At 54.8% G+C, this 15,282-nt stretch carries 15 protein-coding genes; 5 read left to right on the forward strand and 10 right to left on the reverse strand.

The window, feature by feature from the left end; genetic code table 11:
- Positions 1–58: 58 nt before the first annotated feature.
- From NYR02_RS08755 to NYR02_RS08780, 6 genes are all read right to left on the reverse strand, one after another.
- Entirely contained in the window at positions 59–991 is a 933-nt protein-coding gene (locus NYR02_RS08755; protein ID WP_260975984.1) for a porin, read from the reverse strand.
- Positions 992–1,296: 305 nt separating this feature from the next.
- A complete protein-coding gene (phoU, locus tag NYR02_RS08760) occupies positions 1,297–2,010 on the reverse strand; it encodes a phosphate signaling complex protein PhoU (RefSeq protein ID WP_260975985.1) in 714 nt (237 codons plus the stop codon).
- 12 nt (positions 2,011–2,022) lie between these two features.
- Positions 2,023–2,826 (reverse strand): phosphate ABC transporter ATP-binding protein PstB, encoded by an 804-nt coding sequence (gene pstB, locus NYR02_RS08765; RefSeq protein ID WP_260975986.1) that lies wholly within the window; start codon positions 2,824–2,826, stop codon positions 2,023–2,025.
- A 41-nt stretch (positions 2,827–2,867) separates the two neighbouring features.
- Positions 2,868–4,148, reverse strand: a complete 1,281-nt coding sequence (gene pstA / locus NYR02_RS08770; protein WP_260975987.1) for a phosphate ABC transporter permease PstA — start codon at positions 4,146–4,148, stop codon at positions 2,868–2,870.
- A complete protein-coding gene (gene pstC / locus NYR02_RS08775) occupies positions 4,141–5,514 on the reverse strand; it encodes a phosphate ABC transporter permease subunit PstC (RefSeq protein WP_260975988.1) in 1,374 nt (457 codons plus the stop codon). Before pstC ends, pstA begins: the two co-directional genes overlap by 8 nt.
- An 88-nt stretch (positions 5,515–5,602) precedes the next feature.
- A complete protein-coding gene (locus NYR02_RS08780) occupies positions 5,603–6,646 on the reverse strand; it encodes a PstS family phosphate ABC transporter substrate-binding protein (protein ID WP_260975989.1) in 1,044 nt (347 codons plus the stop codon).
- 233 nt (positions 6,647–6,879) lie between these two features.
- On the opposite strand from NYR02_RS08780, the gene NYR02_RS08785 reads away from it, so the two are divergent.
- The 3 genes from NYR02_RS08785 (at position 6,880) to NYR02_RS08795 (ending at position 9,330) form a co-directional block, all read left to right on the forward strand.
- Positions 6,880–7,422 (forward strand): TRAP transporter small permease subunit, encoded by a 543-nt coding sequence (locus tag NYR02_RS08785; RefSeq protein ID WP_260975990.1) that lies wholly within the window; start codon positions 6,880–6,882, stop codon positions 7,420–7,422.
- Positions 7,415–8,791, forward strand: coding sequence for a TRAP transporter large permease (locus NYR02_RS08790; protein ID WP_260975991.1), 1,377 nt, complete (start codon positions 7,415–7,417; stop codon positions 8,789–8,791). The genes NYR02_RS08785 and NYR02_RS08790 overlap by 8 nt, the downstream gene beginning before the upstream one ends.
- A 95-nt stretch (positions 8,792–8,886) precedes the next feature.
- Positions 8,887–9,330 (forward strand): acyl-CoA thioesterase, encoded by a 444-nt coding sequence (locus tag NYR02_RS08795; RefSeq protein WP_230332201.1) that lies wholly within the window; start codon positions 8,887–8,889, stop codon positions 9,328–9,330.
- 46 nt (positions 9,331–9,376) lie between these two features.
- Here NYR02_RS08795 and glmU read toward each other — a convergent pair whose 3' ends face one another.
- The 4 genes from glmU to NYR02_RS08815 all read right to left on the reverse strand — a co-directional run bounded on the left by glmU (position 9,377) and on the right by NYR02_RS08815 (position 13,971).
- Positions 9,377–10,741: a bifunctional UDP-N-acetylglucosamine diphosphorylase/glucosamine-1-phosphate N-acetyltransferase GlmU gene (gene glmU / locus NYR02_RS08800; protein ID WP_260975992.1), complete on the reverse strand. Its 1,365-nt coding sequence runs from the start codon at positions 10,739–10,741 to the stop codon at positions 9,377–9,379.
- Between the two features lie 99 nt (positions 10,742–10,840).
- Positions 10,841–11,803 (reverse strand): L-histidine N(alpha)-methyltransferase, encoded by a 963-nt coding sequence (egtD, locus tag NYR02_RS08805; protein ID WP_260975993.1) that lies wholly within the window; start codon positions 11,801–11,803, stop codon positions 10,841–10,843.
- A gap of 63 nt (positions 11,804–11,866) precedes the next feature.
- Positions 11,867–13,027, reverse strand: coding sequence for an ergothioneine biosynthesis protein EgtB (gene egtB / locus NYR02_RS08810; protein WP_260975994.1), 1,161 nt, complete (start codon positions 13,025–13,027; stop codon positions 11,867–11,869).
- Positions 13,028–13,140: 113 nt separating this feature from the next.
- Positions 13,141–13,971: a metal ABC transporter solute-binding protein, Zn/Mn family gene (locus tag NYR02_RS08815; protein WP_260975995.1), complete on the reverse strand. Its 831-nt coding sequence runs from the start codon at positions 13,969–13,971 to the stop codon at positions 13,141–13,143.
- A gap of 61 nt (positions 13,972–14,032) precedes the next feature.
- Here NYR02_RS08815 and NYR02_RS08820 point away from each other — a divergent pair, with 61 nt between their 5' ends.
- On the forward strand, positions 14,033–14,509 hold the full coding sequence (locus NYR02_RS08820) for a Fur family transcriptional regulator (RefSeq protein WP_260975996.1): 477 nt from the start codon (positions 14,033–14,035) through the stop codon (positions 14,507–14,509).
- On the forward strand, positions 14,506–15,282 hold the full coding sequence (gene znuC / locus NYR02_RS08825) for a zinc ABC transporter ATP-binding protein ZnuC (protein ID WP_260975997.1): 777 nt from the start codon (positions 14,506–14,508) through the stop codon (positions 15,280–15,282). The genes NYR02_RS08820 and znuC overlap by 4 nt, the downstream gene beginning before the upstream one ends.

Below are 15,282 nucleotides of genomic sequence, written 5' to 3' on the forward strand. Positions count from 1 at the left end.
CAGTGGCCGTAAAAGCGCTTTTTTTGTTTCTGATTACAGCATCAACACATGCCGCTTATCAGAATTTGTATTCCAGACCCACACCGTAGTACTGGGCGTCTTTCGTTTCGTCATCGGACTCTTCGCTGGTTGCGTAAACAAAGGTCTTAACATTTTTAGCCAACTTGTAATCCGCACCCAGGCTGTAGCTGGTGCCGCCTTTTATTTTGATATCGGACGCACCGTACTGCGCTTTAACAGTTACATCAGAAGTCGCTTTGAATGCAGCTGATGCCATCCAGCCTTCTTCGGAAGTGCCATCGTTGTCGAAAGTTTCCCACAGTGCACCCAGTTGCACCGCGCCCACTTTATATTGACCGACGACGCGCTGTGCATTCATCAGCTCGCCATTCACTTCGTTGTCATAGGCATAGGCAACGTAGATATCGCCACGGGTGTAAGCCAGGGATGCCGACAAACCGTTGTTCACGTCTTCATCTTCTGAGTTCAGGTGATCAACGGTTGCAACCAGACCGGCGAAAGACGGCGAGCTGTACTGCACGCTGTTTTTCGAACGGTTTTCGCTTTTGGAAATGATGTTTTTGATATCACCCTGCAGGTCATTAAACAGATCGACTTTGTTCTGTGCGCTTTTGAATGGCGTATCAAACATACCGGCCTGCACACGACCAAAGCCACCCTCAAGACCAATAAAGGTATTACGCTGACTGAAGGTCTGGCCTGCTGCTTTTTCACCATCGTCCTGGAAGGTTTCATACTCAGCCTGGTAAATCGCTTTCAGGCCATGCTCCAGCGCAATCTTACCTTTCACACCCAGGCGGGAGGCGTTCGAATTCAGTTGCGAGTAATTGCCAGCGTCTTTCTGCTGCACAAATTCCTGAGTCACATTGATTTTGCCGTAGAACTCGGGCTTTTCAATTTCAAGATTAATGGTTTCAGCCTGAACCAGAACCGGGGAAGCGATAGCGAGAGATAAGGCGATTTTTTTCATAATGTGTACCTGAATAATGTCATGCAGTGTTATAGCTCATTGCCTGAAAGTGCCGTATCAGGCAACAGGCTGGCCGATAGGTGACAATTCTGTTTCAGTTACATTACAGAATTATGACATCAGCAATATTTATTGCACTTGGATGACAATTCCATGAATGTTTTATGAATTCACCTGCGGATACTGACTAAGTTAAGCTCAGATACTTCACTTTGCCTTATTCCGGTGCGCAGAATGCTGATTAAGACCCACAAAAAAGCCCGCAGCAAAGCAATGCGCGGGCTTTTGCACAGCAGAGACAAAAATCAGTCTTTGTTGGCCTGTTCTTCTATTTCAGTCAGTGAGCTGTGACGCACGTCGGTACCTTTCACCAGGTAAATCACCTGCTCTGAAATATTACGCGCATGGTCACCAATGCGTTCAATGGCCCGCAGAATCCACAGGATGTTAATCGCCTGACCAATAGAGCGTGGATCTTCCATCATGTAGGTAATCAGCTCACGCAGAGCAGAAGCATACTGCTGGTCGACCAGTTTATCGTTGCGCACAACGTCAATGGCGCCATCGACGTCGTGACGGGCGAAAGCATCCAGCGCACCGGAAATCATTTTTACAACTTCGGCACCCATGTAACGCATCGCCTGCTGGCACAGCTGGTTGCTGCTGTTATCAGCGACTTCCAGTGTATGAATGGCAATCTTGCTGGCTTCATCACCGATACGCTCAAGATCGCGCACAACACGGGAGACTGCCAACACCATGCGTAAGTCAGACGCTGCCGGCTGACGGCGCACCAGAATCTGCGTGCACTCGTGGTCGATGTTCACTTCCATCTTATCCACTTCGTCTTCACGGCGGATAACATCGTCGGCCACGCGCGTATCACCGCTGCAGATCGCTTCAATAGCATTCGCTACCTGACGCTCGACCAGACCACCCATGCCCATCATATGGTTGCGGATCGCTTCCAGATCAGCGTTGAACTGTCCGGAAATATGCTGGTTAAAATTCATTTCCATTGTAGCGTCCCCTTACCCGAAACGACCGGTGATGTAGGCTTCTGTTAATGTGTGCTGAGGCGTCGTAAACACCTGATCGGTCGGGTTTACTTCAATCAGCTGACCAAGGTGAAAATACGCCGTACGCTGCGACACCCGTGCAGCCTGCTGCATGGAGTGGGTTACGATGGCGATGGTGTAATTCTCACGCAATTCGTCAATCAGTTCTTCAATCTTAGCCGTTGCAATCGGATCCAGCGCAGAACAAGGTTCATCCATCAGGATGACTTCCGGATCGACCGCAATGGTGCGGGCAATACACAGACGCTGTTGCTGACCGCCGGACAAGCCCGTGCCGGGTGAATGCAGACGATCCTTTACTTCATTCCATAGGCCGGCACGCTGCAGACTTTTTTCTACGATTTCATCCAGATCAACACGCGAATGCGCCAGGCCATGAATACGCGGGCCGTAAGCAACGTTGTCATAAATCGACTTAGGAAATGGGTTAGGCTTCTGAAACACCATACCAACCCGTGCACGTAAAGGCACGACATCCACTTTAGGATCGTAAATATTTTCGCCATCGAGCAGAATTTCACCGCGGATCTGACAGATATCGATGGTGTCATTCATACGGTTAAGGCAACGCAGGAAGGTCGATTTACCACAACCGGACGGGCCGATCAGGGCGATCACTTCGTTGGCACCGATGTCCAGGCTGACATCAAAAATGGCCTGTTTTTCACCGTAAAAAACGCCGACATCACGGGCCTTTAATTTCGGATTTTCACAAAAAGCGGCGCCATTGGTTTTGTGGTTTTCGATGATGCTCATAATCTATTTAATCCAATCAAATCGTTAATGTGTCAGACCACTTACCAGCGGCGTTCCAGACGACGGCGCAGCATCACCGCGGCGGTATTCATCGTCACCAGGAAGCCCAGCAGCACCATAATGGCACCGGAGGTACGCTCCATAAAGGCGCGCTCAGGACTGTCTGACCAAAGGAAAATCTGTACCGGCAATACCGTTGACGGGTCATTCACAAAACCCGGTACGTCGACCACAAAGGCCACCATACCAATCATCAGCAACGGGGCCGTTTCACCCAGCGCCTGTGCCATACCAATAATGGTACCGGTCAGCATGCCCGGTAAGGCGAGCGGTAATACATGGTGAAATACGACCTGCATTTTCGACGCACCCAACCCGAAGGCAGCTTCGCGGATGGACGGTGGTACCGCTTTAATCGCTGCGCGACCGGAAATAATAATGGTCGGCAAGGTCATCAGCGTCAGCACCAGACCACCAATTAACGGTGTGGAGCGGGCAACACCAAAAATATTAATGAAAATTGCCAGACCCAGCAGGCCGAACGTAATGGACGGCACCGCGGCAAGGTTGTTGATATTAATTTCAACAAACTCGGTAATTTTATTGCGCGGGGCAAACTCTTCCAGATAAATCGCCGCCGCCACACCAATCGGAAATGACAACAGAAAGGTCACCAGCAAGGTCAGGAAGGTACCGGTAATCGCACCACGAATACCGGCAAGTTCCGGCTCGCGTGAATCACCATTAACGAAGAACAGGGTGTTGAACTGTGTCTTCAACATGCCTTGTTCAATCCACTGTTCCAGCCATTTCACCTGAGTTTCGTTCATACGATTGTTATGCAACTCGGTGCCACGGTCGTGCTTGAACCACTGATCGACATCGTCATCGGCGATCAGATTAATGCTCATCGTCTGTCCCAGTAACGACGGATTCAGCATCACCGCTTCCTGTAACTGCCAGGCCGCACCAGCACTGATCATGCTGTACAGCATGCGCCGTTCACTGCGTCCTTCAGGCTGTACCAGCTTTTTGAAGTGCTGCTTAATCAACCCTTCAAAATCGGCGTTACGGATTTCCTGATCATCGGCTTTTTTATTAATGCCGAGATAATCAGCATCAATCAGAATCTCCGTCTGAATAACGGTCTGGCGAAAGGCGGAAGCGCCTTTATTAATAATGTCGCCAAACAAACCCACCAGACACAGCAGACCAAACAACACCGACGCCATGCCGTAAACACGGAAGCGTTTTTCCGCCGCACGGCGGCGCACCATGCTTTTTTCAACTTTTTCGCGGGTACTCATAGAGGTATTAGTCATATTGTTCCCGATATTTCTGTACGACTTTCAGAGCCACAAAATTCAGCACCAGGGTCACCAGGAACAGCACCAGTCCCAGCGCAAAGGCCGCCAGTGTTTTCGGTGAATCGAATTCCTGATCGCCCACCAGCAGCGTTACGATCTGTACGGTTACGGTGGTCACAGAATCCAGCGGGTTAGCCGTCAGGTTCGCAGCCAGACCAGCCGCCATCGCTACAATCATGGTTTCACCAATGGCACGCGATACTGCCAGCATAATGGCACCCACGATACCGGGCAGAGCCGCAGGTATAACCACTTCTTTAACGGTTTCACTTTTGGTGGCACCCAGACCGTAACTGCCATCACGCAACGATTGCGGCACGGCGTTGATAACGTCATCGGATAAAGAAGAAACGAACGGAATAATCATGATGCCCATCACCAGACCGGCGGCCAGCGCACTTTCTGATGACACCGCCAGACCCATCGATTCACCCAACTCACGGATCACCGGAGCCACGGTCAATGCGGCAAAGAAGCCGTACACCACGGTAGGAATACCAGCCAGAATCTCCAGCGCCGGCTTGGCGTACTGGCGAATGGTCGGCGTGGCGTATTCGGATAAATAAATAGCCGCCATCAGACCAACAGGCACGGCAATAAACATCGCGATCAACGAAATAAGCAGGGTACCGGCAAACAGCGGTACCGCACCGAAGCTGCCAGAAGAACCGGACTGGTCAGCGCGCAAGGCCACCTGCGGCGACCAGGTGGTGCCGAACAGGAATTCAAACGGGCTGACTTTACCGAAGAACTGCCAGGCTTCGTACAGAACTGAGGCCAGAATACCGAGGGTTGTCAGTACCGCAACACCGGAGCTGGCAAACAGCAGACGGCGGACAATGCTTTCCACTTCGGTGCGGGCGCGCATGTCGGCTTTGATCCGGCGCCAGGTTAAGGCAATACCCAGCAGCGCCAGCGACAACACCATACCGCTGTGCAGCAGCAGCGTGCGCTGTTGCAGATCGATCAGGTGACGCACCGCTGGTTCAAGTTCCGGCGCCGCATCAATACCCGCACCAATCGCCAGATTATGGACTTTGCTGATGGTCAGCTGAATTTCCGACGAAGTGCCCTGCTGAATGGCTTCCGGCAACTGGGCGATCAGCAGATGATCAATGATTGGCGCTTCGGCCAAACCCCAGATAAGCAGCAATAACAAAGGCGGCAGGCCCGTCCACAGGGCCATCAACGCACCGTAGTGAGTTGGCAGTGAGTGCAGGCGTATGCCTTGGCTGGCAATTGCCCGGGCCCGGTTCCGTCCCAGCAGATAGGCTCCGCCGAGAAGAATCAGAACCGCAATGATCAAGCTACTGTAATTCATGGGTCATTGATCTTTAAGTGGTTGTGACATGCAAAAGCCGAGGCGCTGCCTCGGCTTTTGCCGCGTGTCTTCCGACCGCGCCTGCAGCTTACTTAGCGGCCAGCGGCGTCAGATTTTTTACTGTTTTCAGAACACGGGTACGCTCTTTATCAGTCATCGGGATCATACCTTTATCGGCCAGGTAACCCTCTTCACCCATCGCACGTTCAGAGGTGAATTCAGCCAGATACTCTTCGATACCAGGGATTACGCCGACATGTGCCTTCTTAACGTAGAAGAACAGTGAACGGCTGACCGGGTAAGAACCATCAGAGATCGCGTCAAAGGTCGGCAGTTTACCGTCAACCGTTGAACCCTGCACTTTATCTGCATTCTGCTCCAGGAAGCTGAAACCGAAGATGCCGAATGCATCCGGGTTAGCAACCAGTTTCTGTACGATCAGGTTGTCGTTTTCACCCGCTTCAACATAAGCGCCATCTTCACGCAGACCGTGACATACCGCTTTGTATTTGTTCTTGTCGCTGTCTTTCATCGCTTTGATGAATGGGAATGCTTTACACCCACCTTCCATAGCCAGTTCAACGAAAGCATCGCGGGTACCGGACGTTGGCGGTGGCCCCAGAACTTCGATTTTCTTGGCAGGCAGAACAGGGTTTACGTCTTTCCAGGTTTTGTACGGGTTTTCGATCAGCGTGTCGGAACCGTCTTGCGCAGGAACCATTTTCGCCAGCGCCAGGTACATATCTTTACGGGTCAGTTCCATGTGAGGAGCCGCCGCCGTGTTAGCGAATACGATACCGTCGTAACCAATCATCACTTCAACGATGTCGGTTACGCCGTTTTTGGCACACAGTTCAATTTCAGACGATTTGATCGCGCGGGAAGCGTTGGTGATATCCGGCGTTGCGTCGCCCACACCAGAACAGAACAGCTTCAGACCGCCGCCGGAACCGGTGGATTCAACTTTAGGCGTGCGGAAGTTAGTCGATTTACCAAAACGCTCAGCCACAACAGTAGAGAACGGGTAAACCGTGGAGGAACCCACGATGCTGATGTAATCACGTTCGGCGTGAGCCGTAACACTTACGACAGAGGCCAGCATTGCGGCGCCAGCTAACAGAGCTTTTTTCATCTTTGCTTCCTTTTGTATTCCGGTTGTTACCAATCCAGGAACAGCGTTGGCTATTGGATGAACGTGATTATTGGAGCGCAATGTTACAGAAATATGACAGACAGGCAATTTATTACAACACCATGACAGTTGTGTGACACAGGAATCGGGCTGCAAGCCGCATGTTCTGTGGGTATAATGCGCCGCCCGGGCCTGCTGCGCCCTTGTTCTGCCGCCAATAATAAGAGCACCCGATGACCCAGAACTTGCTGAATTCCCTGCTACAACTGAACCGGCTCACCCGGCTTATCGGCGAATCCGTACGCTGGCTGTCATTGCTGATGGTGATCTTTTCCTGTCTTGTGGTCGTGCTGCGCTACAGCTTCAATATCCCGTCCATTGCCTTACAGGAAGCGGTGATGTATCTGCATGCGTCGCTGTTTATGCTGGGCGCCGCCTATACCTGGCAGCAGGGCGGACATGTGCGGGTGGATGTGTTCTACCGCAACTGGTCGCCACAGCGTCAGGCCTGGGTCGACCGTCTCGGCATTGTGCTACTGGTGCTGCCGGTGTGCCTGTTTATGCTCTGGGTCAGCTGGGATTACGTGGCCAACGCCTGGGCCATTGGCGAAAAATCGCCGGAAACCGGCGGCCTGCCCTTTGTTTATCTGCTCAAAAGCCTGATCGTCGCCCTGCCGCTGCTGATTATTCTGCAGGCGCTGGCCGAGCTGGCCAAGACCTTCGTGCCGCATACCGATGCACATGAAACCGCGGAGGTGGAAAAGCACTATGGCTGAGTTAATGCCGCTGCTGTTATTTGTGCTGGTCTGCCTCGTACTGATGTGTGGCTTTCCGGTGGCCTTCACGCTGGCCGGTACCTCGCTGCTGTTTGCCGGTGTCGGCGTATTAACCGGTACGCTGGATGATGCCTTCCTGCATGCGCTGCCGAACCGTATGTTCGGCATTCTCAGCAACCAGATCCTGATCGCGGTGCCGCTGTTTGTGTTTATGGGCGTAATGCTGGAGAAGTCGCGCATTGCCGAACGTCTGCTGCGCAATATGGGCCTGTTGTTCGGCCCGGTACGCGGCGGTCTGGGATTCTCGGTGGTGATTGTTGGCATGCTGATGGCGGCCAGCACCGGCATTATCGGTGCCACCGTAGTGACCATGGGCCTGATCTCGTTACCGACCATGCTGCGTCAGGGCTACAGCCCGGCGCTGGCAACCGGCAACATCTGCGCAACCGGCACGCTGGGGCAAATTATTCCACCATCGACGGCGCTGATTATTCTTGGCGATGTGCTGTCCAGCTCGTACCAGCAGGCGCAATTGAAGATGGGTATTTTCAGCCCGGAAACCATCTCAGTGGCCGATTTATTTGTTGGTGCACTGATCCCCGGCCTGATGCTGGTTGCCGCTTATCTGCTGTACATCGGCCTGGTGGCTCTGTTCCGTCCACAAGCCGCACCGGCCGTCAGTGACCGGCCACCACTGGACAGCGCTTTTGTGCTCGAATTACTCAAAGGGTTGCTGCCACCACTAGCGCTGATTATCGCCGTGCTCGGCTCAATTCTGACCGGTATTGCTACCCCCACCGAAGCCGCCGGTATCGGTGCAGGTGGCGCCCTGCTGCTGGCCATTGCTTACCGCGAGTTTGATATTGCGCGTTTAAAAGAAGTGATGGATGCCACCCTGCAGGTCACCAGCATGGTATTCCTGATCTTTATCGGGGCTGCGCTGTTCTCGCTGGTATTCCGCGGTTTTGGTGGCGAAGAGTTGGTGCATTCGGCCTTTACCAGCCTGCCTGGCGGCGTGTTCAGCGCCATGCTGATCGTGATGCTGGTGATCTTCCTGCTCGGCTTTATTCTCGATTTTATCGAGATCACCTTTGTGGTGGTGCCAATTGTTGCGCCGGTACTGCTGATGATGGGCGTCGACCCGGTCTGGCTGGGCATTATGATTGCCATTAATCTGCAGACCTCATTCCTCACGCCACCCTTTGGTTTTGCCCTGTTTTACCTGCGTGGTGTAGCGCCAAAAGAAATTGCCACCCGCACCATTTATCGCGGCGTCATGCCTTTTATTGCCATTCAGCTGTTGATCCTGCTGCTGCTGGCCATCTTCCCGCAATTGGCCACTTGGTTACCGGATCAGCTCTATGGCTGATCCGGCCTGCCGCTAAAGTCGTATTGGCAGCGGATGTGCTGGGGGCAGAAAACCAGTACACTCCGCACAAAATAATTCCAACCAGGTAGAGCCCCATGGATCCGATAAAGGACGCCGTCGACCATTCCCACGAGCACTCCCCTGAAGATGTCCGTGAAGACTGCGAGCCAACCCCCGAAGGCGAGCTGGCCCTGCGCCTGATTCCCACCCGCAGTGAAACCAATGTTCATGGCGATATCAGCGGTGGCTGGGTAGTCGCGCAAATGGACCACGCTGCCGAAAGCGTCGCCAGCCGTCTGGCTCAGGGCCGGATTGCGAACGTTGCATTGGAGTCGGTGGTGTTTATGTCACCGATTCGCATCGGCGCGGCCGTGTGTTTTTATACCCGCCTGCTGGATATCGGCACCTCTTCCATCCGCATCGCTATCGAAGTGTGGACGCAGAATCCGAACGAAGTAGAACGGCGCAAGGTAGTCGACGCCGTGTTTGTGTATGTTGCTATCGATGAAACCGGGCGTATCCGCCGCGTTCCGCGCTGAGGACGGCTGAAATAGCAGGAGCCAGAGCGGCTCCTGCGGTTTGTACTTACTGCTTAACCGGACGCGCCCAGCCAGTCACGTTGCGCTGCTTACCGCGTGCCACGGCCAGCTCTCCCTCAGCCACTTCTTTAGTGATCACCGAACCCGCGGCGACCGTTGCGCCGGCACCGATTTTTGCCGGTGCCACCAGCGAGGAATTGGAACCAATAAAAGCGTTGTCGCCAATTTCGGTTTTAAACTTGTTCACGCCATCGTAGTTACAGGTGATGGTTCCCGCCCCAATATTCACGTCTTTACCGATCTCAGCATCGCCGATATAGGTCAGATGGTTCACCTTGGAACCTTCACCGATCACCGACTTTTTCACTTCGCAGAAGTTACCGACCTTGGCACCGTTATGCAGCTCGGCGCCCGGACGCAAACGCGCGTATGGGCCAACATGGCAGTCAGCGGCCACCAGCGCCTGATCGATCATGGAATAACATTCAATCTCGCAGCCCTGCCCGATGCGGCTGTTTTTAATCACGCAGTACGGGCCGATCTGTACGCCGTCTTCCAGTACCACATCACCTTCAAACACACAGCCAACATCAATTACCACATCCGCACCCACGGTCAGGGTACCGCGTACGTCGATGCGTGCCGGATCGGCCAGAGAGACACCATCACGCAACAGCTGATCCGCCTGCTGGCGCTGATAAACGCGTTCCAGACCGGCCAGTTGCAGACGGTCGTTCACACCCTGCACTTCGTATTCGTCCTGCGGGTGAATCGCCCGCACCGCCACGCCCTGCTCCACCGCCATGGCAATCACGTCGGTCAGATAATATTCGCCCTGAGCATTATTGGCGGAAAGCTTTGGCAGCCACTCATTCAGCAACGCCGCTGAGACTGCCAGAATGCCAGTGTTCACCTCACGGATTTTACGCTGCAGATCGCTGGCATCTTTGTGTTCAACAATGGAGAGAATATTACCGGCATCATCGCGCACGATACGGCCGTAGCCATTCGGATCGGCCAGTTCAACCGTCAGCAAGGCCAGAGCATGGCCGTCGTGGGTTTCATTAAGCAGCTTCTGCAGGGTTTCGTTGCGGATTAACGGGACATCGCCGTACAGCACCAACACGGTGGATGCCGGATCAACGTCAGGCATGGCCATCGCCACCGCATGGCCGGTGCCTTTCTGTTCACTTTGCAGCGCCCAGGTCAGCGGAAAATCCGTGATCTGTTCTTTCACTACATCAGCCCCGTGCCCGATCACCACATGCAGACTGGCATCGGCCAGCGCTGAGGCGCTGCGCAGCACATGCGCCAGCATCGGCTGACCCGCCAGCGGGTGCAGCACCTTTGGCAAGTCGGATTTCATACGCGAGCCTTTGCCCGCAGCCAGGGTAACGACGGCCAGTGTCATAACAGCAATATCCACAGAAAATAGTGGCGGCTATTCTAACGGGCCTGCGATGCCTGTCCAGCAACGGTGCGGCTGACGGGTATCCTCCTTGCGCAGTATTTACACGCCCTGCAGCAACAACAGAGCAAAGTAGCCGCGTTCATCGGTCCATATCCGGCGGGTGTCAAAACCGGCGGTCTGAGCCATCTGCTGCAATCGGTCCGGATGGTATTTACAGGAATTTTCGGTGTGGATACTTTCGCCTTTACGCAACGCGATCTGACGACCTCCGACATTGAGTACCTGATCAACCTCGCTGATAAGATGCATTTCGATGCGCGATTGCTCTGAGTTGTAGCGTGCCTCATGGCGGAAGCGCTGTTCATCGAAGCCAGCGCCCAGCGTCTGATTCAGATGACGCAGCATGTTTTTATTAAAGGCCGCCGTCACCCCCTGCTGATCGTTATAGGCAGCTTCCAGCACCGCCGCGTTTTTTTCCAGATCCACGCCAAGCAGAAAATAACTGCCACGCCCGAGCGTCTGGCGTACGCGCTGTAAAAACTGCTGCGCTTCCGGCGGCGTGAAATTGCCCAGGCTGGAGCCGGGGAAAAATCCCAGTTTGCGTTCGGCTTGTTCAATCTGACGCGGCAGACTGAGCGCCTGGCTGTAATCCACACAGGCGGCATAAATACTCAGCCAGTCATAGTCGTCCAGCAGACGCTGCGCGGCGGCCAATAAAAACTCACGGCTGATGTCCATCGGCACATAACAATCCGGGCGCAGTGCTTCTAACAGCAAACGGATTTTAAGACTGGCCCCGGCACCATATTCCAGCAGCACACTGCCGGCACCGACGATGCGTGCAATCTCACCGCCGTGCTGGCGCAGTAAGCCAATTTCGGTACGGGTCAGATAGTATTCCGGCAGCGCGGTAATCGCCTCGAACAACCGTGAGCCGCGCTCATCGTAAAACAGTTTGGCTGGCAACGTTTTCTGCCGTTGCGCCAATCCTTTCAGAACTTCTTCGCGCAGATCCAGCGGTGCGGGTAAGTGATCGAAAACCTGCAATGCCTGTCGTTTCATACCGTGTCTCCCGTAATGCCATCCGTTGTGTGGTGTCATCGGTTTTATATTGTTTTCAGGGCGTTATGCGGTGTCGCGGGCTAAGCGCAGGCCGGTAAACTGCCAGCGCTCATGGGGGTAGAAAAAGTTGCGGTAAGTAATACGGCCGTGACCTTCGGGCGTGGCGCAGGAACTGCCACGCAACACCATCTGATTACACATAAATTTGCCGTTGTATTCGCCCACCGCGCCGGCGGCAGGACGGTACCCCGGATAAGGCTGATAAGGGCTGGCGGTCCACTGCCAGCGGCAACCAAACAGCTGCTGCAACTGTTGCGGAAACAACCGTGCAGCGCTTTCCCATTCGGCTTCTGTCGGCAGGCGCGCCCCGGCCCAGCGGGCGTAAGCATCAGCTTCGTAAAAGCTGATATGGCAAAGCGGCGCGTGCGGGTCGAGCGGCTGTCGTCCGGCCAGGCCGTATGCACTCCATTCGTTATTGTGCTGGCGCCAGTAAAGCGGTTGCTGTTCCTCCGGTGGCAGGCTGCTGATCCAGCTCCAGCCATCGGCCAGCCACCATTGCGGCTGCTGATAACCGCCCTGTTCCACAAACTGCAGGTATTCGCCATTGCTCACCAGACGGCTGGCGATTTCTCCACCCGCCAGCCACTGGCGGTGGCGCGGGGTTTCGTTATCAAAAGCAAAGGCCGGGCCGCTGTAGCCGACCTCGGCAATGCCTTCCGGCAAGCTCAGCCAGCTCAGCGTTGTCTGTTCTGCAGAATGCTGTATGGCTGGCTGATATACAGGTTCCAGCGGATTCTTTGCCCAGCAGTACAGCAGGTCGGTGAGCATCAGCTCCTGATGCTGTTGCTCGTGATTCAGCCCCAGTTCGATCAGTGGCTGCAGGCTGGCGTCAGTCAGCAAGGGCTGCATCGCCTGATCAATGTGCGCGCGATAGGCCAGCACCTCGTCCAGTGTGGGGCGGGATAGCAGGCCGCGCTGCGCCCGCGGGAAGGGCTGGCCGATGCCGTTGTAATAGCTGTTAAACAGATGGCCGAACAGCGGGTGAAATTCCTGATAATCAGGGCGGTGGGGTTTAAGCAGAAAGGTTTCGAAGAACCAGCTGGTATGGGCCAGATGCCATTTCAGCGGGCTGGTAAACTCGGCCGCCTGTAATTCATGATCGGCGGCGTTCAGCGGCTGGCACAGTACGAGTGTCTGTGACCGGACCTGCCGGTAAAGCTCCATGTCCGTACCTCCGTGGCAAACAGGTATCAGGTGTTAACCTGACCCAAAGCGTCGGCCATGGCAAGTCCGCAATGGTGATTGGCCTGATCGGGGCGGAGATCAGACCAGAGTGATTAATCCGGACTTAAACAGGTGGCAAAACGCTGGGACAGATCCTGAATAAAATCAGGGTAGCCCGTCTTTGTCACAGAAATATGACTGGCCACCGGGTCCAGCTCGCCCTGTTTAACATCCAGACCACGCACCACCGATTGCACCAGTGCCGGGGAAAATTCCGGCTCGCTGAAGACACACACCACTTCACCGGAGGTCAGCTGGTCGCGCATGCGTTGCAGGGTTTTCATACCGGGCTTCTGCTCCGGTGACAGGGTAAAGGCACCGACCTGATTGAGTTGCATGGCCTGCACCCAGTGATCATAGGCCCGGTGAAAAACAAAGAAACCACGACTGCGCAACGGCGCCAGTAACTGCTCGGCGCGCTGTAAAGCAGCATCAACATCCGCTGCGAAGTTACCGGCAGGCAGCTCCAGGGCATTGGCCAATTGCTGCTGTGCGCGCACCATCATGGCCGGCGAAAACCACCAGTGGCCATCATTCGGCTGCCCTTCTGCACGTAACTGCGAGACATCAATCCAGATTTTATCCGGCCAGCGGCGGGCAAAACCACTGAGGTAAGGCTCAGCCTGAGCACCAGACCAGATAATGACATCGGCGCTCTGGATAACATCGATATCGGATGGACGCAGGGAAAAATCGTGTGGCGTCATGCCCGGCGGCAGCAAGACACTGAGCTGTTCCGTCTCCACCAGCGAGGCAGCCATCAGCGCCAACGGGTGAACAGTCGCCAGCACTTTGTATGGCGGTTCATGGCTGATAGGAGCAGCCTGACTGCTCAGACTGAGACTCAGCAACAGTGAAATCAGCAGCAACGGCAAATTCTTCATTGTATCGGGGCGTTCCTGTCGTAGAATTGCAACATTATAACCTAATCTCCGAGGCGCGACGATGACCCAAAACGTCTACAAGGCCCACGACCACCACGTCTGTATCGACAGCGCTGTGTCCCGCGCCCGCGCTCTGTGTGAAGAGCAGGGCGCGCGCCTGACTCCGGTACGCCAGCGTGTACTGGAACTGGTCTGGGCCAATCACAAACCGGTTGGTGCCTACGACCTGCTGCCCAAACTGGCGGAAGAAGGATTTAACTCGGCACCACCAACGGTCTACCGTGCCCTCGATTTTTTACTGGACCTGGGATTGGTGCACCGCATCAGTTCGCTCAATGCCTTTATTGGCTGCACGCATCCGGGCGAAGCGCATCCCAGCTGCTTTTTCGTCTGTCGCGAGTGTGGCGAAGCGCAGGAGCTGGACGCTGAGCAGGTAAATAAAATCGCGCGTCAGGCCGAAGCCATGCTGGGAGTCAAAGTTGAACAACAAATGACGGAATTAATGGGGCTGTGCCCAAGATGCCAGGCCAGCGCATGAACAGCAGCGAGACAACCGCCGTCCTCAGCGCCAGCCACTTACAGCTTGTGCGCCAGCACAAAACCGTACTCAACGATATCAGCCTGAATCTGAAAGCCGGGCAGATCATCACGCTGATCGGCCCTAACGGCTGCGGTAAATCGACGCTGATTAAAGTGTTGCTGGGGCTGGAAAAACCCGACTCCGGCACCGTTACGCGTCGCACCGGACTGCGTATCGGCTATATGCCACAACGCCTGAGTCTGGATCAGCGTATGCCATTAACGGTGACCGGATTTCTGCAACTGGCGCGGGGTGCCAGCCACGAACGCATCGGTCACTGGCTCGACCGTCTGAGCATCCGCGCGCTGGCGCAACAGTCGGTGCATGATTTGTCCGGCGGTGAATGGCAACGGGTATTACTGGCTCGCGCGCTGTTGATCAAACCCGACCTGCTGGTGCTGGACGAACCGGTACAGGGCGTCGATGTGCAAGGGCAGCTGGAGCTGTATCGTCTGATTCCGCAGCTGCGTGACGAACTCGGCTGCGCGGTGCTGATGGTGTCGCACGATCTGCATCTGGTGATGGCCGCCACCGACGAAGTTATCTGCCTGAATGGCCATATTTGCTGCTCCGGTCATCCGGACACCGTGTCCCTTGATCCAGCCTACATTCAGCTGTTTGGTGCCCGCCAGCAACAGGCTCCCATTGCCCATTACACTCACCATCACGATCACCAGCATTGCGCCGATGGCCATGTTGAACACCGGGCGCCCGGCAAGGATATTCTGTGA

The organism is Thalassolituus pacificus (assembly GCF_025318105.1).
Classification (GTDB): domain Bacteria; phylum Pseudomonadota; class Gammaproteobacteria; order Pseudomonadales; family Oceanobacteraceae; genus Venatoribacter; species Venatoribacter pacificus.